At 67.2% G+C, this 22,715-nt stretch carries 21 protein-coding genes; 5 read left to right on the forward strand and 16 right to left on the reverse strand.

Translation table 11 applies throughout. The annotated features are described in order from the left end of the window. The 8 genes from moeB to ndk form a co-directional block, all read right to left on the reverse strand. Complete coding sequence (gene moeB, locus ACKTTN_RS09205; protein ID WP_407909550.1) at window positions 1–1,110, reverse strand: molybdopterin-synthase adenylyltransferase MoeB; 1,110 nt, start codon at window positions 1,108–1,110, stop codon at window positions 1–3. A gap of 66 nt (window positions 1,111–1,176) precedes the next feature. Next, window positions 1,177–2,574 (reverse strand): ribosome biogenesis GTPase Der, encoded by a 1,398-nt coding sequence (gene der, locus ACKTTN_RS09210; protein WP_407909551.1) that lies wholly within the window; start codon window positions 2,572–2,574, stop codon window positions 1,177–1,179. Between the two features lie 78 nt (window positions 2,575–2,652). Next, window positions 2,653–3,852 (reverse strand): outer membrane protein assembly factor BamB, encoded by a 1,200-nt coding sequence (gene bamB, locus ACKTTN_RS09215; RefSeq protein ID WP_407909552.1) that lies wholly within the window; start codon window positions 3,850–3,852, stop codon window positions 2,653–2,655. 11 nt (window positions 3,853–3,863) lie between these two features. Beyond that, window positions 3,864–4,487 carry a YfgM family protein gene (locus ACKTTN_RS09220; RefSeq protein WP_407909553.1) on the reverse strand — a complete coding sequence of 208 codons (624 nt, stop codon included), beginning with the start codon at window positions 4,485–4,487 and terminating at the stop codon, window positions 3,864–3,866. A gap of 87 nt (window positions 4,488–4,574) precedes the next feature. Next, window positions 4,575–5,342, reverse strand: coding sequence for a helix-turn-helix domain-containing protein (locus ACKTTN_RS09225; protein WP_407909554.1), 768 nt, complete (start codon window positions 5,340–5,342; stop codon window positions 4,575–4,577). An 8-nt stretch (window positions 5,343–5,350) separates the two neighbouring features. After that, on the reverse strand, window positions 5,351–5,983 hold the full coding sequence (locus ACKTTN_RS09230; protein ID WP_407909555.1) for a tetratricopeptide repeat protein: 633 nt from the start codon (window positions 5,981–5,983) through the stop codon (window positions 5,351–5,353). A gap of 169 nt (window positions 5,984–6,152) precedes the next feature. After that, window positions 6,153–7,397: a 23S rRNA (adenine(2503)-C(2))-methyltransferase RlmN gene (rlmN, locus tag ACKTTN_RS09235; RefSeq protein WP_407909556.1), complete on the reverse strand. Its 1,245-nt coding sequence runs from the start codon at window positions 7,395–7,397 to the stop codon at window positions 6,153–6,155. 15 nt (window positions 7,398–7,412) lie between these two features. After that, on the reverse strand, window positions 7,413–7,838 hold the full coding sequence (ndk, locus tag ACKTTN_RS09240) for a nucleoside-diphosphate kinase (protein WP_407909557.1): 426 nt from the start codon (window positions 7,836–7,838) through the stop codon (window positions 7,413–7,415). Between the two features lie 219 nt (window positions 7,839–8,057). On the opposite strand from ndk, the gene ACKTTN_RS09245 reads away from it, so the two are divergent. The 3 genes from ACKTTN_RS09245 to ACKTTN_RS09255 are packed head-to-tail and all read left to right on the forward strand — an operon-like array spanning window position 8,058 to window position 12,357. Then, window positions 8,058–8,696 carry a TetR/AcrR family transcriptional regulator gene (locus ACKTTN_RS09245; RefSeq protein ID WP_407909558.1) on the forward strand — a complete coding sequence of 213 codons (639 nt, stop codon included), beginning with the start codon at window positions 8,058–8,060 and terminating at the stop codon, window positions 8,694–8,696. 26 nt (window positions 8,697–8,722) lie between these two features. Continuing rightward, complete coding sequence (locus ACKTTN_RS09250; RefSeq protein WP_407909559.1) at window positions 8,723–11,092, forward strand: 3-hydroxyacyl-CoA dehydrogenase/enoyl-CoA hydratase family protein; 2,370 nt, start codon at window positions 8,723–8,725, stop codon at window positions 11,090–11,092. A gap of 53 nt (window positions 11,093–11,145) precedes the next feature. Next, a complete protein-coding gene (locus ACKTTN_RS09255) occupies window positions 11,146–12,357 on the forward strand; it encodes an acetyl-CoA C-acyltransferase (RefSeq protein WP_407909560.1) in 1,212 nt (403 codons plus the stop codon). 105 nt (window positions 12,358–12,462) lie between these two features. Here the strand turns inward: ACKTTN_RS09255 and ACKTTN_RS09260 are convergent, their stop codons facing one another. The 8 genes from ACKTTN_RS09260 to cmk all read right to left on the reverse strand — a co-directional run bounded on the left by ACKTTN_RS09260 (window position 12,463) and on the right by cmk (window position 21,866). Further along, window positions 12,463–13,767 (reverse strand): NAD(P)/FAD-dependent oxidoreductase, encoded by a 1,305-nt coding sequence (locus ACKTTN_RS09260; protein ID WP_407909561.1) that lies wholly within the window; start codon window positions 13,765–13,767, stop codon window positions 12,463–12,465. Window positions 13,768–13,805: 38 nt separating this feature from the next. Then, window positions 13,806–14,717, reverse strand: coding sequence for a UTP--glucose-1-phosphate uridylyltransferase GalU (galU, locus tag ACKTTN_RS09265; RefSeq protein WP_407909562.1), 912 nt, complete (start codon window positions 14,715–14,717; stop codon window positions 13,806–13,808). 29 nt (window positions 14,718–14,746) lie between these two features. After that, the gene (locus ACKTTN_RS09270; protein ID WP_407909563.1) at window positions 14,747–16,654 is read right to left on the reverse strand and encodes a polysaccharide biosynthesis protein; all 1,908 of its coding nucleotides are present in this window, start codon (window positions 16,652–16,654) and stop codon (window positions 14,747–14,749) included. Further along, on the reverse strand, window positions 16,654–17,703 hold the full coding sequence (locus ACKTTN_RS09275) for an MraY family glycosyltransferase (RefSeq protein ID WP_407909564.1): 1,050 nt from the start codon (window positions 17,701–17,703) through the stop codon (window positions 16,654–16,656). The genes ACKTTN_RS09270 and ACKTTN_RS09275 overlap by 1 nt, the downstream gene beginning before the upstream one ends. After that, window positions 17,643–18,818, reverse strand: a complete 1,176-nt coding sequence (gene lapB, locus ACKTTN_RS09280) for a lipopolysaccharide assembly protein LapB (protein WP_407909565.1) — start codon at window positions 18,816–18,818, stop codon at window positions 17,643–17,645. The genes ACKTTN_RS09275 and lapB overlap by 61 nt, the downstream gene beginning before the upstream one ends. Before the next feature lie 78 nt (window positions 18,819–18,896). Continuing rightward, on the reverse strand, window positions 18,897–19,199 hold the full coding sequence (locus ACKTTN_RS09285; protein ID WP_027082170.1) for an integration host factor subunit beta: 303 nt from the start codon (window positions 19,197–19,199) through the stop codon (window positions 18,897–18,899). A 118-nt stretch (window positions 19,200–19,317) separates the two neighbouring features. Then, complete coding sequence (rpsA, locus tag ACKTTN_RS09290; protein WP_407909566.1) at window positions 19,318–21,006, reverse strand: 30S ribosomal protein S1; 1,689 nt, start codon at window positions 21,004–21,006, stop codon at window positions 19,318–19,320. A gap of 188 nt (window positions 21,007–21,194) precedes the next feature. Then, window positions 21,195–21,866 (reverse strand): (d)CMP kinase, encoded by a 672-nt coding sequence (gene cmk / locus ACKTTN_RS09295; RefSeq protein WP_407909567.1) that lies wholly within the window; start codon window positions 21,864–21,866, stop codon window positions 21,195–21,197. Window positions 21,867–22,084: 218 nt separating this feature from the next. On the opposite strand from cmk, the gene ykgO reads away from it, so the two are divergent. Further along, complete coding sequence (gene ykgO / locus ACKTTN_RS09300; protein ID WP_010342887.1) at window positions 22,085–22,210, forward strand: type B 50S ribosomal protein L36; 126 nt, start codon at window positions 22,085–22,087, stop codon at window positions 22,208–22,210. 176 nt (window positions 22,211–22,386) lie between these two features. Continuing rightward, window positions 22,387–22,710, forward strand: coding sequence for a hypothetical protein (locus ACKTTN_RS09305; RefSeq protein WP_407909568.1), 324 nt, complete (start codon window positions 22,387–22,389; stop codon window positions 22,708–22,710). The last annotated feature ends 5 nt before the right edge of the window (window positions 22,711–22,715 follow it).

Here is a 22,715-nt window from a genome sequence, read left to right on the forward strand (position 1 = left end):
TCAGCCCGCGCAGAACCGGGCGTAGTCGATGTAGCCCGTGAACGGTCGACCCGGCGCGCAGACGGCGCAATCGGGATCCGGGCGCAGGCGGGTCTCGCGGAAATGCATCGCCAACGCGTCGAAATGCAGCAGGCGGCCGGCCAGCGGCTCGCCGATGCCGAGTAGCAACTTGATCGCTTCCGTCGCCTGCAACAGTCCGATCACCCCGGGCAATACGCCGAGCACGCCGGCTTCCGCGCAGTTCGGCGCGGCGTCGGCGGGCGGCGGTTCGGGAAACAGGCAGCGGTAGCACGGGCATTCGCCGCGATGGCGTCCGGCATCGAACACGGACAGCTGGCCTTCGAAGCGATGTACCGCGCCGTAGACCAGTGGCTTCGCATGGCGCACGCAGGCATCGTTGAGCAGGTAGCGCGCGGGAAAGTTGTCGGCGCCGTCTATCACGACATCGACGCCGTCCAGCAACGCATCGACGTTCTCGGACGTCACGCGCACGACCTCGCCTTCGATGCGCAGACGCGGATTGAGCGCCGTCAACGTCGTCGTCGCGGAGTCCACCTTCGACACCCCGACGCGCGCGTCGGTGTGCAGGATCTGTCGCTGCAGGTTGCTGCGGTCGACGATGTCGTCGTCGGCGATGCGCAGCGTGCCCACCCCGGCAGCGGCGAGGTAATACGCGGCCGGCGAGCCGAGCCCACCCGCGCCGATGACCAGGACGCGCGAACATTGCAGTCGCTCCTGCCCATCGATGCCCACTTCAGGCAGCCGCAGATGGCGCGAGTAGCGATCGAAGAAGTCGGCGTCGGACTCCGGCTGCACGAGCGGCAGGCCGTCGGCGTGCCAGCGACGCGTGCCGCCATCGACCGAGAACGCGTGCGCGTAGCCGAGATCGAGCAACGTCGCGGCTGCCTTTGCCGAGCGCACGCCGGATTCGCAGATCACACCGATCGCCCGGGTGCGGTCGGTAAACGTCGCGGTGATGTCGGCCGCGGCACACGCAACCGCGCCCGTGGCCATGCCGGTCGCACGTTCGTGACGCTCGCGCACATCGATCAGCACCGCACCGGCGCGCTGGCGCTCGAGGGCTTCGGACGGTGCGACGGTCGGAATCATGAGCGCATTGTCCCGCAAGACGCGGCGTCGATCGCGATCGCACCGGAACGGCGTGTCGCGAACGGCTTACTTCCGCTTGACGTGCCGGATCAGCCGGCGCTTCTTCGCGACCTGCCGCTCGCTCAACGGATTCTTCTTCCCCTCGTAGGGGTTGCTACCCTCGCGGAAGATGAAGCGCACCGGCGTGCCGACCAGCTTGAAGCGCTTGCGGAAGAAGTTCTCGAGATAGCGACGATACGTGTCGCTGATCGTACGAAGCCGCGTGCCGTGGATGATGAATGTCGGCGGATTGCTCGCGCCGGGATGCGCGAACCGCATCTTCGCCACATGCCCGCGCACGACCGGCGGCGGATTCGTCTCGTAGGCGATCTCGACCGCCTGGGTGACCTCGCTCGTGCTGAACTGGCGCGTTGCCGACGCATGCGCGCGATGCACCGCAGCGAACAGCTCGCGCATGCCGGTGCCGTGCTTGGCACTGATGCGCACGGATTCCGCCCATTCGACGAAACCGAGCTTGCGCGACAGCACGGTCAGCGCCTGCTCCCGCTGGTAGTCGGTCAGGCCGTCCCACTTGTTCAGCGCGATGACGAGCGCGCGGCCGGCATCCAGCGCGTAGCCGAGCACCGTCGCGTCCTGGTCGGTAATGCCTTCTGACGCATCGAGCAGCACGACCGCGACCTGGCATTGCTCGATCGCGGCGAGCGTCTTGAACGCCGAGAACTTCTCGACCGCTTCGTCGACACGCGACCTGCGGCGCAGGCCCGCGGTGTCGATCAGTCGGTAAAGGCGACCATCGCGTTCCATGTCGATCGAAACCGAGTCGCGCGTCGTGCCCGGCACCTCGGACGCGATCATGCGTTCCTCGCCGAGCACGCGATTCACCAGCGTCGACTTCCCGACGTTCGGACGCCCGATGAACGCGACGCGCACGCGAGCCGGATCATCGTCGAGCACCGGCGTCGCACCCTCTTCCGGCAACTTCGCATAGATGCGCGCGAGAAGCGCATCGACACCGTGGCGATGTGCCGCCGCAACGGCGATGCTCTCCTGCAAGCCGTAACGCACGAATTCGTTGAGGGACTGCTGCGCGTCGATGCCGTCGGTCTTGTTGACGACCAGAAGCGTCGGGCGACCGGTGCGGCGCAGCCAGCCGACGATTTCGTCGTCGAGCGACGACGGGCCTTCGCGGCCGTCCACCACGAACAGCACCAGATCCGCTTCTTCCGCGGCCGCGCGTGCCTGCCTCGCGGTCGCGCCCGCGAGGCCTTCGTCCTCACCCGCGATGCCGCCGGTGTCGACCACCGCGAACGGCGGACGGCCTTCCGGGCGCGCGACACCGTAATTGCGATCGCGCGTCACGCCCGGCTCGTCGTGCACGAGCGCGTCGCGCGTGCGCGTCAGCACGTTGAACAGCGTGGATTTACCGACATTCGGGCGACCAACGAGGGCGACGAGCGGGAGCATGGTGCGACCTCGGATGGGCCTGGAAAACGAAACGGGCCGCGCGGTGGCATCGCCACCTGCGCGGCCCGCGGCATAAGGTTACTGCGCGCGGAACGCGGTCAGGCGGCCGTCGGTGTTCTGCACCAGCACGATGCCGTCGGAAACCACCGGCGGGGCGAGGATGGCGTCGCCGCCAGCACGCATGCGCGCAGCGAACGCGCCGTCGGACAGACGCAACCAGTGCACGTAACCGTCGAGGTCACCCACCACGGCAGCGTCGCCCGCGATGGCCGGCGCGGTGACGTCGCGACGCAGGAGCGCCGGCTGCTGCCACAACGCGCCGCCGCTCTGCTTGTCGAGCGCGAACACGCCGCCGTCGGCTTCGGTCACGACCACGCGATCGCTCGACACCGCAGGACGACCCGGGCCGCCGTGCTCGGCACTCCACATCGGCCGTCCATTCGGCGCGTCGATCGCGGCGGTCGTCTTCTTCATGCTCGTCGCGTACAGCGTGCCGCCCTCGAGCACCGGCGTGCCGTCGATGTCGGCCATGCGCTCCAGTTCGTTGCGGCCTTCCGGCTGCGCGATCGGGAGATCCCACAGCGGGCGGCCGTCGGCGACCGAAAGCATCGTCAGCGTGCCGTCGTCGTTGCCGACGAACACCACGCCCGGACCCATCGCGACGCCGTCGTTGCCGCGCGCGGTGAGGGTCGGAAGATCGTGGTTCCAGAACCAACGACGCTCACCGGTGGCCGCGTCGAACGCGGTGACGCGGCCGTCGACCGAACGCACGAATACGCGGCCCTGGCCGATCGCGGGCGCCGCGACGACTTCGTTGCCGACCTTGGCGTGCCACTTCTCGGCGCCGGTCGCGGCGTCGAGCGCGATCACTTCGCCTTCGAGGCCGCCGACAACGACGAGGCCTTCGCCGACGCCCGGACCGCCCGACACCTGGACCTTGGTCTCGTGATGCCACACGGCCTTGCCAGTCGGCAGGTCCAGCGCGTACACGCCACCCTTCAGCGCGGCGGCGAACACACGCCCGCCGTCGACAACGGGGCCCTGGCGCAGGCCGAGATGACCTTCACCGCCGCCGACCGACGTGCTCCACAACTGCGCGACGTTGATCGTCGGCGTGATCGCGGTGAGCTCGGTCGGCTTGGCCGCCTTCTTGCTCGAATCCTTGCCGCTGAACCAGCCACTGACGGTCGAGCAGCCCGAAACCGCGACGAGCGCAGCCGCCAGCAGGGCGACGCGGACGACCGGGCCGGACGGGGAAAGGATGCGAGCGGACTTCATCGATGGGGGCCTCACGGTGTCTGCGACGGGGCGGGCTCGCCACCGACCTGGGTGTACTTGAGTTCGATCAGCTTGCGTTGCGGCGAGCCGACCTCGGTCAGCGCGAGCGCCTTACGGTACGACTCGCGCGCCGCGTCGACCTGACCGAGAGCGAACTGCGCGTCGCCGCGGAGGTCGAGCGTGGGGCCGTCGTTCGCGGTGAGCGACGCGAGCGCATCCGCGCCCTTGCCGGACTGTATCTGCAAGCGTGCGATGCGACGCTGCATGATCGCGCGCAACGATGCGTCGTCCGGCATGGCGCCGCGCAGCGTGGCGATTGCTGCCGTGGCGTCGTTCGCGTCCGCCTGCGCCTTCGCGAGGCGCAGTGCCGCGAGGCTGCGATAGATGCCCTGCGGCAACGCGTTCACGCGCGGCGTCGCTTTTACGCCGTCATGTTCGACCGCGTCGATGGCGGCCTGGAACGTGTCGGCCTGGCTCATCTGCGCCTGTGCCTGGCGTTGCTGCCAGTATTTCCAGCCGCCGACCGCGGCCAAGCCGAGAAGGACGCCGCCGATCAGGCCGCCGCCGTTACGGCGCAGCCAATCCTGGACGCGCCGGCTCTGTTCGTGTTCGTCGAAAAGTTCGTCGATCGCCATGCTGTCTCGCCCTGCGAACTGCGCAGGGACCGCTGGAGGACTGGGCCTCGCGCGGAGTCGGCCGGGTGATCCGGCCGGATGGCGGAATCAGGGCGCGGACGGCGCGAGGGAACCGTCAGAGGATAACGTAAAGCGCGCGACGTTCGCTCGGGTATACGGCGTCAGGTCCACCGGCTCGCCGTGCAGCGTGACCCGCACCTCCGACGCATTGCCCAGCACGAGGCGGCTGATTTCATTCGGCTGGATGTCGCGCGACTCGCCCGCATGCAGCATGCCCTTCTCGACGACGCCACCGTCGGCGCCGAACAGCTGGACCCAGCTGTCGCCGCCGATCTCGAGGCGTAGTGGCGCGAGCGACTGCGCCGGAGTGGCGATGGGCGCCAGCGACGCCACCATCGGCGTGCGCGCGACCGGATCGGCGGCCTGCGCCTGCGACGGCCCGACGTCCAGGGATTCGACCGGCGGCGCGCCTTCTGTATGGCTGCGGGTGGCGAGCCACACCGGCACCACCAGCGCGACGGTCAGGACGGCGTACACCGCGCGGCGCGCCAGGTTCTCGGCCATGTAGCGATAGCGCGGCACATGGGCGTGGCTGACGAGCGTCGGGATCTGCGTGGTCGTGAACGGGCTGGGCAGCGTCTCGTCGTCGATGCAGATGCCGAGCACGCGGGCATAGCCGCGGGCCTGGCCGCGAACGAACACCGGCGGCCCGAGGCGATCCCACTCGCCGGATTCGAGGCACTGGAGGACATGCAAAGGGAGCCGCGTCCGCGCCGAAATTTCGGCAAGGCTGGCTCCACTGGCTTCACGTGCCCGCTTCAAACGCTCGCCGGCGGCAGTGCCGGCCGAGTGCATGGTCGTCATCATTTTTCCCCAACGGGACGGGAGTCCGGGGGAAACTCCGTCCGCAGGCGTTGACCGTAGCGCGCGGCCGCGGCCGTGTCGCCGAGCGATTGCTCAATCTGTGACGCGAGCTGCAACGTTTCGGGATCAGCCGGGCCCGCAGCGAGGCGCCTTTCGACGAAAGCGCGCGCTTCCATGGCGCGGCCGGCGGTGAGTTCGATGCGTGCGAGGGTCTGGAGCGCCAACGGATTGGCTGGCGCGATTGCGAGCGCCTGGCGGGCGGCGCGTTCCGCGCGGGCGCCCTGCCCGGCCTGCAGACCGCACGCGGCCGCGTTGGCGAGCGCCGAGTCCGGCGTTTCATAGCCTGGCGCGACGGCGGCCCGATCGAACCAGTCGAGCGACGCCGGCGCCTGCCCGTTCGAGCACAGCCAGATGCCGTAGTTGTTGAGGAAGGCGCCGCGATCGGGCGCCAGTTCGGCAGCGCGCTTGTGGTGAGGGCCCGCCTCGCGGCTTCGGCCCAATGCGTCGAGCCCAAGGGCGAGCAGGCTGTGCGCCTCGATCGCGTTTGGATCCGCCTTCAACGCGGCTTCCGCGGCCTCGACCGCGCCCTGCGCATTGCCGCTGACCAGCCGCGACTGCGCGACCTGCGTCATCGTGTACGCCGTGTCGCGCGCGTGGTTCTTGGGGTCGATCTGGACTTCGTGCGCGACCTGCTCGTAATGGCCGCGCGAGGTGTCCTGACGAACGAAGGTGAGACGACTGCAGGCGGATGCGAAAACGAGCGATCCCAGAACCACCAGGACCGTCGACGTCCTCACGAACTCACGCTGCGGCATCACCTTGCTCCTGTTTCGCCAGCTGCCGACGGAATTCGGCGTTGCGGCGGGTGCGATCCATGACCTGCCCTTTCAACTGACCGCAGGCGGCGTCGATATCGTCGCCGCGCGTGCGGCGCACCGGCGCGATCATGCCCGCTTCGTTGAGCAGTTTCTGGAACGCGCGAATCGCCTGGTCCGTCGGGCGCTCGAATCGCGTACCGGGGAACGGGTTGAACGGAATGAGATTGACCTTGGCCGCGCCCTTCATCTGCACGGACCGGTCAAACGCGCGCATCAGCTGGACGAGCCCGCGCGCGTGGCTGGGCTGGTCGTTGACGCCCTTCATCAAGGTGTATTCGAAGGTCACCGACGTGCCGGGCTTGCGCAGCGCATAGCGCACGCAGGACTCCATCAGCATCTCGATGCCGTACTTCTTGTTGAGCGGAACGAGTTCGCTGCGCAGATCATCGGTCGGCGCGTGCAGCGAAACCGCCAGCGACACGTCGCTGACTTCGCCGAGCTTGTCGATCATCGGCACCATGCCGGCGGTCGACAGCGTGACGCGCTTGTTGGCAAGGCCGTAGCCGAGGTCGTCGCGCATGATGCTCATGGCGCGCACGACGTTGTCGAAGTTCGCCAGCGGCTCGCCCATGCCCATCATCACGACGTTCGTGAGGCGGCGTTGCTGGTGCGGGACGTTGCCGAGATGGCGCGCCGCGACCCAGACCTGGCCGATGATCTCGGCGGTCGACAGGTTGCGGTTGAAACCTTGCGTCGCGGTCGAGCAGAACTGGCAGTTGAGCGCGCAGCCCACCTGCGACGACACGCACAGCGTTCCGCGGCCCTTGTCGGGGATGTAGACCGTCTCGATCGCGTTCTTCGGGTCCATGCCGAGCAGCCACTTGTGCGTGCCGTCCTCGGAGGCCTTGTCGAACACCACCGACGGCGCATGGATGTGCGCGTGCTGCTCGAGCTTGGCGCGCAGCGCCTTGCCGAGGTCGGTCATGTCCGCGAAATCGGTGACGTAGCGGTGGTGGATCCACTTCATCACCTGGTGCGCGCGATAACGCTTCTCGCCCAGCACCTGCTCGAAGAAATCCTCGAGCTGCACGCGTTCGAGGTCGAAGAGGTTCGTCTTCTTCGACCCCGACGCGGCGACCGGCACGTCCGCGCGCGCAGCCGCGCCCGCCGCTACGGTCGATGCCGTGTCGATGAGCGTTGCGTCGATGTCGCGGGGCGTGTCGGTCATTTCTCTCACTTCAAATCAGCGTGCGGCGACTTCGGTCTGCGCGAAGAAGTACGCGATCTCGATCGCGGCGTTCTCCTGGCTGTCCGAGCCGTGCACCGCGTTGGCGTCGATGGAATCCGCGAAATCGGCGCGGATCGTGCCCGGCGCGGCGTCCTTCGGATTGGTGGCGCCCATCAGCTCGCGGTTCTTGGCGACGGCGTTGTCGCCCTCGAGCACCTGGATCATGACCGGGCCCGACACCATGAACTCGACCAGCGCGTTGAAGAACGGGCGCTCGCGGTGCACGGCGTAGAAGCCTTCCGCTTCCTGGCGCGACAACTGCTTCATCTTCGCGGCGACGACCTTGAGGCCGGCCTGCTCGAAGCGGGAATAGATCTGGCCGATCACGTTCTTGGCGACCGCGTCAGGCTTGATGATCGAAATGGTGCGCTCCAGCGCCATGGGACTGCTCTCCGAGGTTGGCGGGCGCCGGATGCGTCTCAGCGCCCAAGATAACAAGAAAAACCCGCGTAGCTACGCGGGTTTAGCCGAACTGGCAGCGGTAGATTCTACGCGTTCAGGCCGGGTCGGCGAAAGCGGCCGGACGCAGCGGCCGCTGGACCATTGACCCCCGTATGGTCCGCGACTACCATCAAACAAGCGTTTGATTCGGTACGCCGCATGTCCACTCCTGCTCCCTTCTCCACCAAGGACCGCATTCTCGGCGCCGCCGAGGAGCTGTTCGCGCAGTACGGCTTCGCCGGTACGTCGCTGCGGCAGGTCACCAGCCGCGCCGACGTCAACATCGCCGCGGTGAACTACCACTTCGGCAGCAAGGAAAACCTCGTCAACGAGGTGTTCCGCCGTCGCATGGACGAGATGAGCGAACGTCGCCTGGACGCGCTGAAGGCGGCGGTCGCGTCCGGTACGGGCGATCTCGAGCCGATCCTTGCCGCCTTCGTCGAACCTGCCTTGGCGATGGCGCAGGATCGCCACGGCGGCGCGTCGTTCATGCGCGTCATCGCCCGTGCCTACGCCGAGAAGAACGACGCGCTGCGCAAGTTCTTGTCCGACCACTACGGCCACGTTCTGCGCGAATTCGCGAAGGCGATCTCGACCGTGGTGCCCGAGCTGACCAAGGAAGAGCTGTACTGGCGCCTGGACTTCCTCGCCGGCGCGTTGACGTACGCGATGTCCGACTTCGGCCTGATCAAGCGGCCGTCGGGTACGTCCGAAGCCGCCCACCGCGCCCGTGCGGCGCGCGAACTGATCCGTTTCGCCGCCGCCGGCTTCCGTTGCCGGCCGGCCGACCTTTCCTGATTCCCCAACCCGGGACTACCACCGACATGTCCAAGAAACTGCTCGTCCGCCGCGCCGCCGTGCTGGGCGCAGGCGTCATGGGAGCGCAGATCGCCGCGCACCTCACCAACGCCGGCGTCGATACCGTGCTGTTCGACCTCCCGGCGAAGGAAGGGGACCCGAACGGCATCGTGACCAAGGCGATCGCGAACCTCGCGAAGCTCAGCCCTGCCCCGCTCGCCGACAAGTCGCTGGCCGAGCGCATCACGCCTGCGAACTACGAGACGGGCCTGGAGCTGCTGCGCGGCTGCGATCTGGTGATCGAAGCGATCGCCGAGCGCATGGACTGGAAGCAGGACCTGTACAAGAAGATCGCCCCGTTCGTGCCGGCGCACGCCGTGCTGGCGAGCAACACGTCCGGCCTCGGCATCAACGCGCTGGCCGACGTGCTACCGGAAGAGATGCGTCACCGTTTCCTCGGCGTCCACTTCTTCAACCCGCCGCGCTACATGCACCTCGCCGAGCTGATCCCGGCGAAGACGACGGATACCGAAGTTCTCGAAGGCCTCGAGACGTTCCTGACGACCACGCTCGGCAAGGGGGTCGTGATCGCCAAGGACACGCCGAACTTCATCGGCAACCGCATCGGCGTGTTCTCGATGCTGGCGGCGATGCACCACACCGAACGCCTCGGCCTCGGGTTCGACACGGTCGATTCCCTCACCGGCCCGGCGATCGGTCGCCCGAAGTCGGCGACGTATCGAACCGCCGATGTGGTCGGCCTCGATACGATGGCGCACGTCCTCAAGACGATGGCCGACACGCTGCCCAACGATCCGTGGCATCAGTACTTCAAGGCACCGATCTGGCTGACGGGCCTCGTCGAAAAGGGTGCACTCGGCCAGAAGACCGGCGCGGGTTTCTACACCAAGCGCGGCAAGGACATCCTCGTGCTCGATGTCGCCGCACGCGATTACCGCCCGACCGCGGGCGAGCTTGATGCCGACGTCGCAGCGATCCTCAAGGAACGCGACCCAGCAAAGAAATTCGCCGCGCTGCGCGCGAGCGACAATTCGCAGGCGCAGTTCCTGTGGTCGGTATTCCGCGACACATTCCACTACAGCGCCTTCCACCTGAAGGACATCGCCGACACCGCGCGCGACGTCGACTTCGCGATGCGCTGGGGCTACGGCTGGTCGCAGGGCCCGTTCGAGACGTGGCAGGCCGCCGGCTGGAAGCAGGTCGCGCAGTGGATTGCGGAAGACGTCGCCGCCCGCAAGACGATGGCGAACGCGCCCCTGCCGGCGTGGGTTGCATCGCGTGACGGCGTGCACGAGGCCACGGGCAGCTTCAGCCCGGCACGGAACGGTGCGATCGCACGTTCGTCGAACCCGGTCTATGCGCGCCAACGCTTCCCGGATGCGCTGCTGGGCGAGAAGTTCTCCCCCGGCAAGACGCTGTTCGAGAACGACGGCCTGCGCCTGTGGGCCGATGAGGACGACATCGCGGTCGTCAGCTTCAAGACCAAGCTGCACACGGTGTCGGACAAGGTGCTCGATGGTCTGCAGGAAGCGATCGGCATCGCCGAGCGCGACTTCGCCGGCCTGGTGATCTGGCAGCCAAAGGAGCCCTTCTCCGCCGGCGCCGACCTTGCCGGTGCGCTCGGCCTGCTGCAGGCCGGCAACGTCGCCGGTTTCGAGGCGATGGTCGAGAACTTCCAGCGCACCAGCCAGCGCATCAAGTATTCGCTGGTGCCGGTGGTCGCGGCCGTGCGCGGTCTCGCGCTCGGCGGCGGCTGCGAGTTCCAGATGCATGCCGCGCGCACGGTGTTCGGTCTCGAGAGCTACGTCGGTCTCGTCGAAGCCGGCGTCGGTCTGTTGCCGGCCGGTGGCGGCCTGAAGGAGTTCGCGGTGCGCGCGTCCGAGGCGGCCGGTCCCGGCGGCGACGTTTTCGCGCAGCTCAAGGCGCCGTTCGAAAGCGTCGCGATGGCCAAGGTGTCGACGTCGGCGTTCGAGGCGAAGTCGCTCAAGCTTGCGCGCGACAGCGACGTCGTCGTGTTCAACACGCACGAGCTGCTGCATGCGGCGAAGGCGCAGGCACGCGGCATGGCCGAGGCCGGCTACCGCCCGCCGATGCCGGCGCGCAACGTCGTGGTCGCGGGCGACGTCGGCATCGCGTCGCTGCAGATGATGCTCATCAACATGCTCGAAGGCATGTTCATCTCGCCCCACGACTACGAGATCGCGACGCGCATCGCCACTGTCATGTGCGGCGGCATGGTCGACCGCGGGTCGGTGGTCGACGAGGAATGGCTGCTCAAGCTCGAGCGCCAGCACTTCGTCGAACTCGCGCAGATGGAAAAGACGCAGCAGCGCATCGCGCACATGCTGCAGACCGGCAAGCCGCTGCGGAACTGAGGTTCGAAGGCCCGCCCTTCCGAATCCCCTTCGAGCCTCCGAGAGAAATCATCATGAGCAAGCAGATCCAGGACGCCTACATCGTCGCCGCCACCCGCACGCCAGTGGGCAAGGCGCCGCGCGGCTTCTTCCGCAACACCCGCCCCGACGACATGCTCGCGCACGTGCTGCGCAGCGTGGTCGCGCAGGCGCCGGGCATCGACGTCAACCGCATCGATGACGCCATCATCGGCTGCGCGATGCCGGAGGCCGAGCAAGGCATGAATGTGGCGCGCATCGGCGTGCTGCTCGCCGGCCTGCCCGACGTCGTCGCCGCGCAGACGATCAATCGTTTCTGCTCGTCGGGCCTGCAGGCCGTCGCGCTGGCCGCCGACCAGGTGCGCTTGGGCAACGCGGATCTCATCCTCGCCGGCGGCACCGAATCGATGTCGATGGTGCCGATGATGGGCCACAAGATCGCGCTCAACCCGCGCGTCTTCAGCAAGGACGAAGGCCACGTCGCGATCGCGTACGGCATGGGCATCACCGCCGAGAACGTCGCGAAGGAATGGAACATCTCGCGCGAGCAGCAGGACGCGTTCGCGGTGGAATCGCACCGCAAGGCGCTGGCCGCCATCGCCGCGGGCGAATTCCGCGACGAGATCTCGCCGTACGAAGTCGTGTCGCACGTGCCGGAGCTTTCCGGCAACACCATTCAGCTGCGCAAGCGCCTTGTCGACACCGACGAGGGCCCGCGCGCCGACACGTCCATGGACGGCCTGGCCAAGCTGCGCCCGGTGTTCAAGAACGGCCAGTTCGGCGGGTCCGTCACCGCGGGCAATGCATCGCAGATGAGCGACGGCGCTGCCGCGGTGCTGATCGCGTCGGAGTCTGCGATCAAGCAGTACGGCCTCACGCCCCTCGCCCGTTTCGTGAGCTTCTCGGTCGCCGGCGTACCGCCGCACATCATGGGCATCGGCCCGAACGCGGCGATTCCGAAGGCGCTCAAGCAGGCCGGCCTGACGCGCGACCAGATAGACTGGATCGAGCTCAACGAAGCGTTCGCCGCGCAGGCACTCGCAGTGATCAAGGACTCCGAACTCGACCCGTCCAAGGTCAATCCGCTCGGTGGTGCGATCGCCCTCGGCCATCCGCTCGGCGCGACCGGCGCGGTGCGCACGGCGACGATCGTGCACGGCATGCGCCGTCGCCAGCAGAAGTACGGGATGGTGACGATGTGCATCGGCACGGGCATGGGCGCGGCGGGAATCTTCGAAGCGCTCTGAGCCTTGCAATGCACGTCAACGACGGGGCCTTCGGGCCCCGTCCGTTTTTGCGGAGCTGTCCTGCAGCTCAAGCTCACGACGCATCGGACAGCGCGCCGCGAAGATCTACCGCGAGGCGAACAGCCCGCGCGCCAATCGATCCTTCAGCGCGTCCTTCGATTGCGCCCACCAGTAACTCGCCTGCGCCGCCGCGAAGCCGAACGGCTTGAACGCGGGCTGCAGGCCGTAGCGCGACAGATGGCGATAACGCGTGTCGCCCTCCGCAATCGCAGACGCTACCAGGTCGCCGGCAGCCGTCGTCGGCGCGACGCCGTGACCACCAAACGCCTGCGCGACCCACAGGCCCGGCTCGGCTTCCATCACGTGCGGCATCTCGTGCGGCGCGTAGCTCATCAGGCCGGACCAGGCATAGTCGACCGCGACGCCATGCAGCTGCGGAAACACGCGCAGCATGTCGCCGACGAGCAGCTTTTCGACGTCGGCAGGCGCGCGATCGCGCACGGAAATGCGTCCGCCCCACAGCAGGCGCGTGTCCGGGAGCGGGCGGTAGTAGTCGAACGCGAAGCGCGTGTCGTAGACGGCGGCTTGCGTGCGCAACACGCCATGCATCCGATCGCCGAGCGGCTCGGTGACCATCACATAGGTGGCGATGGGCAGTACTGCTGCGTCCACGCGGCGACGCAGTTTCGCGAGATAGCCGCCGCATGCGAGCACGACGTTGCGCGCCCGCACCTCGCCATCGGGCGTGCGCACGCGCCAGCCGCCACCGTCCCGTGCCAGGGCGATCGCGGGCGTCGACTCGTGGATACGCACGCCCGCGCGCTCGAGAACACCAGCGAGCCCGCGCGCATAACGCAGCGGGTGGAAATGGAATGCCGCGCCTTCGTAGAGGCCTTCGGAATAGCGCTCGCTGGCGATGCGGCGACGCATTTCGTTGCGATCGAGCCACGCCCAATCGGTTCCGTAGCGCGCGGCGAGCAACGTCTGGCGCGCCTTCAATGGCGCCGGATCATCGAACCAGTTCGCCCAGATCACGCCACCGTCCACGACATCGCAAGCGATCGCGTAGTCGTTGATGCGTGACCGGATGCGTCGGACCGCGTCGAGCGTCCACCCGTAGACCTCGCGCGCGACGTCCGCGCCCAGGTCCGCGATCAGCCTGGCCTCGCCGCGCGAATAACCGCCGAATACGAAGCCGCCATTCCGGCCGGATGCACCGTAGCCGACGTGGTGTGCGTCCAGCAGGACGATGTCGCGATGCCCGCGCTCGACCAGCCCGAGCGCGGTATTGAGACCTGCGAAACCGCCGCCGACCACGCAGACGTCGTGGTCGACCGCACCGGATAGCGATCGAGCTGCGGGCGGCGGGCCCGCACTCGCGTTGTAGTAATCGCCCTGGAATCGCGGCATTGCACCAGCGTGGCGCGCCGCGCGCGGGCTGTCCAGCCTCAGCTGATCTCGACGACGCCCAGTTCGACCAGCGCGTTGCGCATCATGTCGGCCGCGGCGTCGCTCAGCTTCTCGTGGTCGAGGGCATAGCGGATCGTCGCTTCGATCAGACCGATGTGCGTGCCGCAGTCGAACCGCGTGCCGCGGAAGCGGTACGCGTCGACGCATTCCTCGGCAAGCAGGCGATCAATCGCGTCCGTCAGCTGGATTTCGCCGCCGGCGCCCGGCGTGATCGTTTCGAGCAGCGAAAAAATCCGCGGCGAAAGCACGTAACGCCCCACGACGGCGAGATTGCTCGGCGCATCCTTCGGCGCGGGCTTCTCGACGATGCGCGTGATGCGTCCACGGCGATTGGCGAAATCCTTCGTCGCCACGATGCCGTAGCTGTCCGTCTTCTCGGGCGGAACGTCCTGCACGGCGATCACGCTGCAGCCGCTTTCCTGGGCCGCGTCCGCCATCTGCTTCAGGGCGCCCGGGCCCCGGTTCCAGATGAGGTCGTCCGGCAGCAGAACCGCGAACGGCTCGTCGCCGATGACCTCCTTCGCGCACAGCACCGCGTGCCCGAGCCCCAACGCTTCGGCCTGGGTGATGAAGATCGTCTTGACGCCCGGCGGCAACACGTCTCGCACCAGCTCCAGTTGCTCGGTCTTGCCTGCACGCTCGAGCTTGTGCTCGAGCTCATACGCCTTGTCGAAGTAATCCGCGACGGCGTGCTTGTAGCGGTTGGTGATGAACACCAGCGTGTCGCAACCTGCTTCGATTGCCTCGTCGACCGCGTACTGGATCAGCGGCTTGTCGATGACCGGCAACATTTCCTTCGGCACCGTCTTGGTGGCGGGAAGGAAACGGGTGCCGAGTCCGGCAACGGGGAAGACGGCCTTGCGGATGCGACGCGGGGGAGTCGAGGTCATCGAAGAGTCGGTCAGGGAGCGCGAATCGCTCAGATTTTGCGCGACTGGCGTGCAGGAAACGCGACGACGGTCGCCGTCGACGCTCCGTTCGAACCGCTCGCGAGCGGTTCGAACTCGGGCACGGCGTCGCGAAGCAAGCGCGCAAGCGCGTCGAGGTCGTAGCGGGCGCATGCATCGTTGAACAGGTTCACCGCATCGACCACGTGCGCGGACGCGACCTTGCGCGGCTCGGCCTGCAGGATCTTCGGGTGCTGCGTCGGTCGATAGCGTTCGTCCGCATGGAACAGCGTTTCGTGCAGCTTCTCGCCGGGACGCAGGCCCGTGTAGACGATGGCGACGTCGCGACCAGGCTGTTTGCCTGCGAGACGGATCATCTGCTCGGCGAGCAGGCGGATCGGCACGGGCTCGCCCATGTCGAGCGTGTACACCGCTTCGTGCGTTCCGATTGCCGACGCCTGAAGGATCAGCTGGCAGGCCTCGGGAATAGTCATGAAGAAGCGCGTGACTTCGGGGTCGGTCACGGTGACGGGTCCACCTGTGCGGATCTGCTCGCGGAAGAGCGGAACGACGCTACCCGCAGAATCCAGCACGTTGCCGAAGCGCACGGTCACGAAGCGCGTCGGGCAGTCGGCGAGCGCCTGGCAGATCATCTCCGCCATGCGCTTGGTCGCACCGAGCACGTTGACCGGATCGACGGCCTTGTCGGTCGAGATCAGCACGAACGTGCCGATCGATGCGTTGCGACACGCCTGCGCCACGTTGTAGGTCGCGACGACGTTGTTGCGGATCGCCTCGCGAAGCTGCGTCTCCAGCACCGGCACCTGCTTGTAGGCGGCGGCATGGAAGACGGCTTCCGGCTGCGAACGCCCGATGGCGTACGCGATCACCGCGCGGTCGCCGCAGTCGCCGAGCACCGGAATCACTTCGATGTCGGGGAAGTCACGACGCAGCGCGGCGTCGGTCGTCATCAGCGCGAGTTCGTCCATTTCGACGAGCGCGATGCGACGCGCGCCATGCCGGGCGCACTGCCGGCAGAGCTCCGCGCCGATCGAACCGCCGGCACCGGTGACCAGCACGGAACGCCCGCCCAGCCACGCACGGATCGCTTTCCAGTCCGGCAATACGGGCTTGCGACCGAGCAGGTCCTCGATCGCCACTTCCTTGAGCTCGCCCGGCATCGACCGGCCTTCGAGCACGTCCTGCAGGCGCGGCACCGAACGGAACGGCAGTCCACTGCGTTCGCAGATCGTCACGATGCGCTGCAGCGCCGTGGCGTCCGCGGACGGAATCGCGATGACCACCAGTTGCGCGGCGGTCTCGCGAGCGATCGCCGGAAGCTGATCGATCGCGCCGAGCACCGGGACGCCGTGCATCTTCGAACCGCGGAGGCGCGGCGCGTCGTCGAGGAAACCGACGGGCTGGTAGGTGCCGAAGCGGCGGAGGTCGCGCACAAGCGCTTCAGCCGCCTGGCCGGCGCCAAGGATCAACACGCGCGTCGACGACGTACGCCGGCCATCGGACTGCACGTCTTTCCATGCGCGATAGATGAGGCGTGGCGCACCCAGCATCGCCGCGAGGACGACCGGATACAGCACCAGCACGCCACGCGGCACGGTATCCATCCGGTTATAGAGGAACAGCGCAGCAACGACGCCGATCACGCCGATCACCGACGCCTTCAGGATGTTCCACAGATCCGGGACGCTGGCGAAGCGCCACAGGCCGCGATACAGGCCGACATACCAGAACGCGGCACCCTGCACGGCGAGCACAAACGCCGTCTCCATGGACCACAGGGGCAGGTCCGGCGAGCTCGGCTCGACCGCATAGCGCATCCAGTGCAGCCCGAACCAGACGAGCCAGACCATCGACAGGTCGTGCACTGCGATCGCGATTCGCGGCAGGCGCGCCTGCCAGGGGGACAATGTTCGAGCCATCAATCCTTCTCAGTGATCCCTGAGCTCGCGCGTTGCGCGATCCATCGTTGCGCGAACAGCCACGAAACAGCCGCGCCCGTATACCACACGGCCACGGACGCCATGGTAACGGTCGGCTGCCGTGAAGGGTTCAGCATTGCGACTGCAGACGCAGCGAGCGTCACAAATGCGTAGCCCGCCGTGACGGGCCCATGGCCGTAGCGCCGTGCCAACGCCTGGTACAGGTGCTGCGCGTGCGCTTCCCACCAGCGCTCGCGGCGGACGATGCGCCGCGTCAGCGTCATCCCGGCGTCGACCAGGAACGCCGACAGCGGCAGCAGCATGAGCGCCCCAGCGATGGCGGACCGTGCAGCAACACTCGCGGTGATCCACGCCATCGCGAACCCGAGCGCACCGCTGCCCACGTCGCCTAGGAAAATCCGCGCGCGCGGCAGGTTGAACGGCAGGAACCCGGCGCAGGCAGCGGCTACGGGCACCGCAATCGAGCCGCCGATGCCACCGCCGACCACCAGCGCCGCGGCAGCGACCAGCAGCGCCTGCGACGCCGCGATACCGTCGATGCCGTCCATGAAGTTCCAGACATTGACGAGGACCACGGCAAGCGCGGCCGTCGCGATGAAATGCACTGGCATGGCGACGGGATCGAACATCGCGAAACCAAGCATCAGGCCTGCGACGACATGCACTGCAAGCCGCAGCCGCGCGGACAAGGGGCGGTGGTCATCCCACGCGCCAATCGCTGCGACCGCGAGCAGCCCGGCCGACGCGAGCACTGTCGAACCGGCGTTCGCACCTTGCGATGCAAGCACACCCGCACCCAGCAATGTCGCGAGCACGGGCCCGGCGCCGCCGCCACGCGGTGTCGCGACGATGTGGCTCCGACGCTCGCCCGGTTCGTCCACCAACCGGCGATGCAACGCGTACGCGCGGGCAAGCGCGGTGCCGGCCGCCGAAATCACCAGCACCATGAGGGCGAGCGCGAGCGGGCTCACACGACGGCGTAGTTCAGAAGTGGTTTCACCGAGCCCCACTCCTTGCAGCTGGGGCATTGCCAGTGGTGGCTACGCGCGCCGAATCCGCAGCGCGTGCAGCGATAGCTCGGATTACGAACGAGCAACTGGTCGGTGATGTTGCGCAGGTCGAGCAACGTCGCCGTCGAATCGGCTTCTTCCGCCAGCGACAGTTCGATCAGTGCCGCCTCGCCGCGCACCGAGGGACGGTTCTTCAACTCCTTCGCGAGGTAAGCACGCGCCGCGCCGACGCCCTCCTCCCGCTCGATCATCCGCGTGAGCGCGAGCACCGGCGCGATGCCGCGATAGTGCTCGCACATCTCGGCGAGGAACTTGCGCGCGCCAGGGACGTCGCCGACGGCGTCGTAGGCTTCGAGCAGCTGCGGCATCACTTCGGGCAGATAGTCGGGATCGCTACGCGCGACGCGCTCGAACGACCGGATCGCGGCGGCATGTCGGCCCGCATCCATCTCCATGCGACCCTCGAGCATCCCCGCGCGCACGGAGTTGGCGTCGGCCTGGTACGCACGCGCAACGGCTTCGCGCGCGGCGTCGACGTCACCCGCCGCGCGGTAGCGATCGGCGAGTTCGCATTCGAAATGCGCGATCAGCTTGCCCATCGGCTCTTCGGTGGCAGATTCGAAACGCTGCGCGTTCTCGATCGCCTTGGCCCAGTCGCGTTCGGCCTGGTAGATGCCGATGAGGTGGCGCAACGCGAGCGGCGACATGTCCAGCGCAACCAGCTCGCTGAAAACGGTTTCGGCGCGGTCGAGCAGGCCCGACTTCATGTAGTCCTCGCCGAGCGCGAGCAGCGCCTGCACGCGCTGACCATCGGTGAGGTCGTTGCGCTGCACGAGTGCCTGGTGCAGGCGAATTGCACGATCAACTTCGCCGCGGCGGCGGAACAGATGGCCGAGCGCGACCTGTGTCTCGAAAGTTTCCTTGTCGAGTTCCGCAATGTGCAGGAACAGTTCGATCGCCTTGTCCGGCTGCTCGTTGAGCAGGTAGTTGAGGCCACGGAAGTAGGTTGTCGAAAGCCGGCTGACCTGGCTTTCGCTGTGCAGCTTGCCGCCGCGACGGCCGATCACCCAGCCCGAAAGCGCGGCGAGCGGAAGCAGCAGGAAGAACCACAGCCATTCGTTGATGAACGCCATCGTGGGCTCCGTCGATATCGGCAAGAGGGTCGCCCGGCGCGGGCCGGGATGGCAAGGCGGGCGCCTTGCCGGCGGACGTCAGACGTCCTCGTCGATCGGTTGCACGCCGCTCACGCGTTCGCGCAACTCCTTGCCCGGCTTGAAGTGCGGGACGTGCTTGCCGCGAAGCGCAACGGACTCGCCGGTCTTCGGGTTGCGGCCCACGCGCGGTGGCCGGTAATGCAGGCAGAAGCTGCCAAAGCCGCGGATCTCGATGCGCTCACCGCCGGACAGCGATCCACTCATCATGTCCAGAAGCGATTTCACCGCCAGTTCGACGTCCTCGGCCTTCAGGTGGGCCTGACGCTGGGCGAGGATTTCGATGAGCTCGGACTTGGTCATGGACGGCCGGGTTCGGGAGCGCCAGGTGTTCGCAGTCGTGCGGGACAGGAAAACACGGTCCCCGCACAAAAAAGGACGGCCCGACAAGGCCGGGCCGTCCCGGGTTTACCGCTGGCGATTACTCGCCCTTGTTACCGAGCTGCTCGCGCAGCAGCGCGCCAAGGCGCGTCGTGCCGCTCGAAGCTTCCGACGACTGACGGTTGTAGTCCGCCACCGCTTCGCTCTCTTCCGCGTAGTCCTTCGCCTTGATCGACAGCTGCATCTGGCGCGACTTGCGATCGTTACCGATCACCTTCGCCTCGACCTGATCGCCCACCTTCAGCTTGGTCGTCGCGTCGTCGACGCGCTCACGCGCGATGTCGCGAGCCTGGATGTAGCCCTCGACGCCGTCCGACAGCTCGACGGTGGCACCCTTCGCGTCGACCGCCGTCACCGTGCCGCGCACGATGGAGCCGCGCGAGTTGGTGGCGACGAACGAACCCATCGGGTCCTGTTCCATCTGCTTGATGCCGAGCGAGATGCGCTCGCGTTCCGGGTCCACGGCCAGGACGACGGCTTCCACCGTGTCGCCCTTCTTGAAGTTGCGGACTACGTCTTCGCCCGTGGTGTTCCACGAGATGTCGGACAGGTGCACGAGGCCGTCGATACCGCCGTCCAGGCCGATGAAGATGCCGAAGTCGGTGATCGACTTGACCTGGCCTTCGACCTTGTCGCCCTTCTTATGGAGGACCGAGAACGTCTCCCACGGGTTCGACGTGACCTGCTTCATGCCGAGCGAGATGCGGCGACGGTCTTCATCGACGTCGAGCACCATGACCTGCACTTCGTCACCGACCTGCACGATCTTGGACGGGTTGACGTTCTTGTTGGTCCAATCCATCTCGGACACGTGCACGAGGCCTTCCACGCCCGGCTCGATCTCGACGAACGCGCCGTAATCGGTGACGTTCGAGACCTTGCCGAACACGCGGCTGTTGGCCGGGTAGCGACGGGCGATGTTGTCCCACGGATCTTCGCCGAGCTGCTTCAGGCCGAGCGAAACGCGGTTGCGCTCGCGGTCGTACTTGAGCACGCGGACGTCGAGCTCCTGGCCGACTTCCACGACTTCCGACGGGTGGCGCACGCGCTTCCACGCCATGTCGGTGATGTGCAGCAGGCCATCGATGCCGCCGAGGTCGACGAACGCACCGTAATCGGTGAGGTTCTTGACGACGCCCTTGAGCACGGCGCCTTCGACCAGCTTCTCCATGAGCTGCTCGCGCTCTTCGGAGTGCTCGCTCTCGACGACGGCGCGACGCGACACGACGATGTTGTTGCGCTTGCGGTCGAGCTTGATGAGCTTGAACTCGAGTTCCTTGCCCTCGAGGTAGCTCGAATCGCGCACCGGGCGCACGTCGACCAGCGAACCGGGCAGGAAGCCACGGACGTCCTTGATGTCGACGGTGAAACCGCCCTTGACCTTGCCGCTGATGCGACCGGTGATGGTCTCGTTCTTCTCGAGCGCCTGCTCGAGTTCGTCCCACACCATCGCGCGCTTGGCCTTCTCGCGCGAAAGGACGGTCTCGCCGAAGCCGTTCTCGATCGAGTCGAGGGCGACCTTGACTTCGTCGCCCACGCCAACGTCGATCTCGCCGGCGTCGTTCCGGAACTGTTCGATGGGCACGATGCCCTCGGACTTCAGGCCTGCATTGATCACCACCACGTCGCCACGGACCTCGACGACGACACCGGTGACGATCGAGCCCGGCTTCAGTTTCGCCAGATTGGTCTGGCTGGCTTCAAACAGTTCGGCAAATGATTCGGTCATTGGAAAATTGCTCTGTTGGACACACAGGCTCTGCACGCGCCTTCTGACGTCATAGCAGGCCCACCCGTTGGGGGTGCGGGAATCGCACCGTGCTGTTGGAGATCCGTCGCGCAGCGCGACGGGCCGGCTCTGCAGGCCGGACGTTTACAGGCTCTGGTTCGGAACGGTTCCGGACGGAACCGCGAGCGTTACCGCTGGACCAGGGACAGCACGCGTTCGACCACCGCCTCGATGCCGGTGCCGGTGGTGTCGATGCAGACGGCGTCGTCGGCCGGCCGCAATGGCGCCACCGCGCGTGAAGCATCGCGGGCGTCACGGGCAAGAATCTCCCGCAGCAGATCGCCCAAGTTAACGGAAACTCCCTTTTCCTTCAACTGTTTATACCGCCGCTCGGCCCGTTCCTCGGCGCTGGCGGTCAGGAAGACCTTGGTCGCGGCGTCGGGGAAGATCACCGTTCCCATGTCGCGGCCGTCGGCCACGAGCCCCGGCTGCTGGCGGAAAACCCGCTGGCGCTCCTTGAGGGCGGTGCGCACCTCGGGGATCGCGGCGATGGCCGACGCGGCGGCGCCCGCGGTCTCGGTGCGGATCTCGTCTGTCGCGTCGCGTCCGTTCACGAGGATGCGCAGCTCCTCCCCCGGGGTCTCGACGAACTCGATATGGCTGTCGAAGCAGCAGCGCACCAGCGCGCCGGGATCGCTGAGGTCCAGGTCGCCCCAGCCGGCGGCGACGCCGATCGCCCGGTACAGCGCGCCGGAATCCAGGTAATGCCAGCCCAGTCGCTGGGCGACGAAGCGGCTGATGGTGCCCTTGCCGGAACCGGAAGGGCCATCGATGGTGAGCACGGGAGCGGTGGGATCCATGTCGCCATTCTCGCCGGTCGGCGCGAAAATGCCCATGAGGGACCACGTCAGCGAATGCCGATCGAGGGACGTCCCTGTCCAGGCCCCACTGGCCGACGCCGGCTCGCTTCGCGCGTCGGACCTCCCCGTCTACGCATCCCATTGTTTTTCAAAATACCAGCCCGCTATAATGCGCGGCTTCGTTTGCCCGTCTTTACTCTTTTGCCGAGGTTTTACTCATGAAGGTCCTGTCCTCCCTGAAGTCGGCGAAGGCCCGTCACCGTGACTGCAAGGTCGTCCGCCGCCGCGGCAAGGTCTTCGTGATCTGCAAGTCGAACCCGCGCTTCAAGGCCCGTCAGCGCTAATCGCGCGGGACCTTGCCGGTTCGCCGAAAAGCCGCCGCAAGGCGGCTTTTCGCGTTCTGGGACGTGCGTTCCGAAGTGCTGCCTTCACCTGTCGCGTCGACGGCGCTTCGGACAATGCGGCCGCTGCATACAATCGCCGCTTCATCCCGCTCCGGGCGCCGCCCGAGGAAGACACCATGGTTCGCACCGTTCTGGCCGTCACCGCCCTCGCCCTGCTGTCCGCCGGCAGCGTCCATGCCGAGACGCTCCTCATCGACCGCGTGAAGCAGGAAAGCGTGGCGATGCCCGCGCGCGGCATGCGCGTTGCCGACGTCGAGAAGCACTACGGCGCGCCGAGCCAGCGGCTCGACCCCGCCGGCGGCCAGAAGCGCCAGTGGCCAGCGATCCAGCGCTGGGTCTACCCGGCGTTCACCGTTTACTTCGAGCACGGCCGCGTGGTCGACGCGGTCGCCAACAAGGCGGACGCCGAAGAGATCGGCCCGAAGCCGCCGATCCGCTGACAGGA

This window comes from Lysobacter claricitrinus, assembly GCF_045866565.1.
Lineage (GTDB): Bacteria > Pseudomonadota > Gammaproteobacteria > Xanthomonadales > Xanthomonadaceae > Cognatilysobacter > Cognatilysobacter claricitrinus.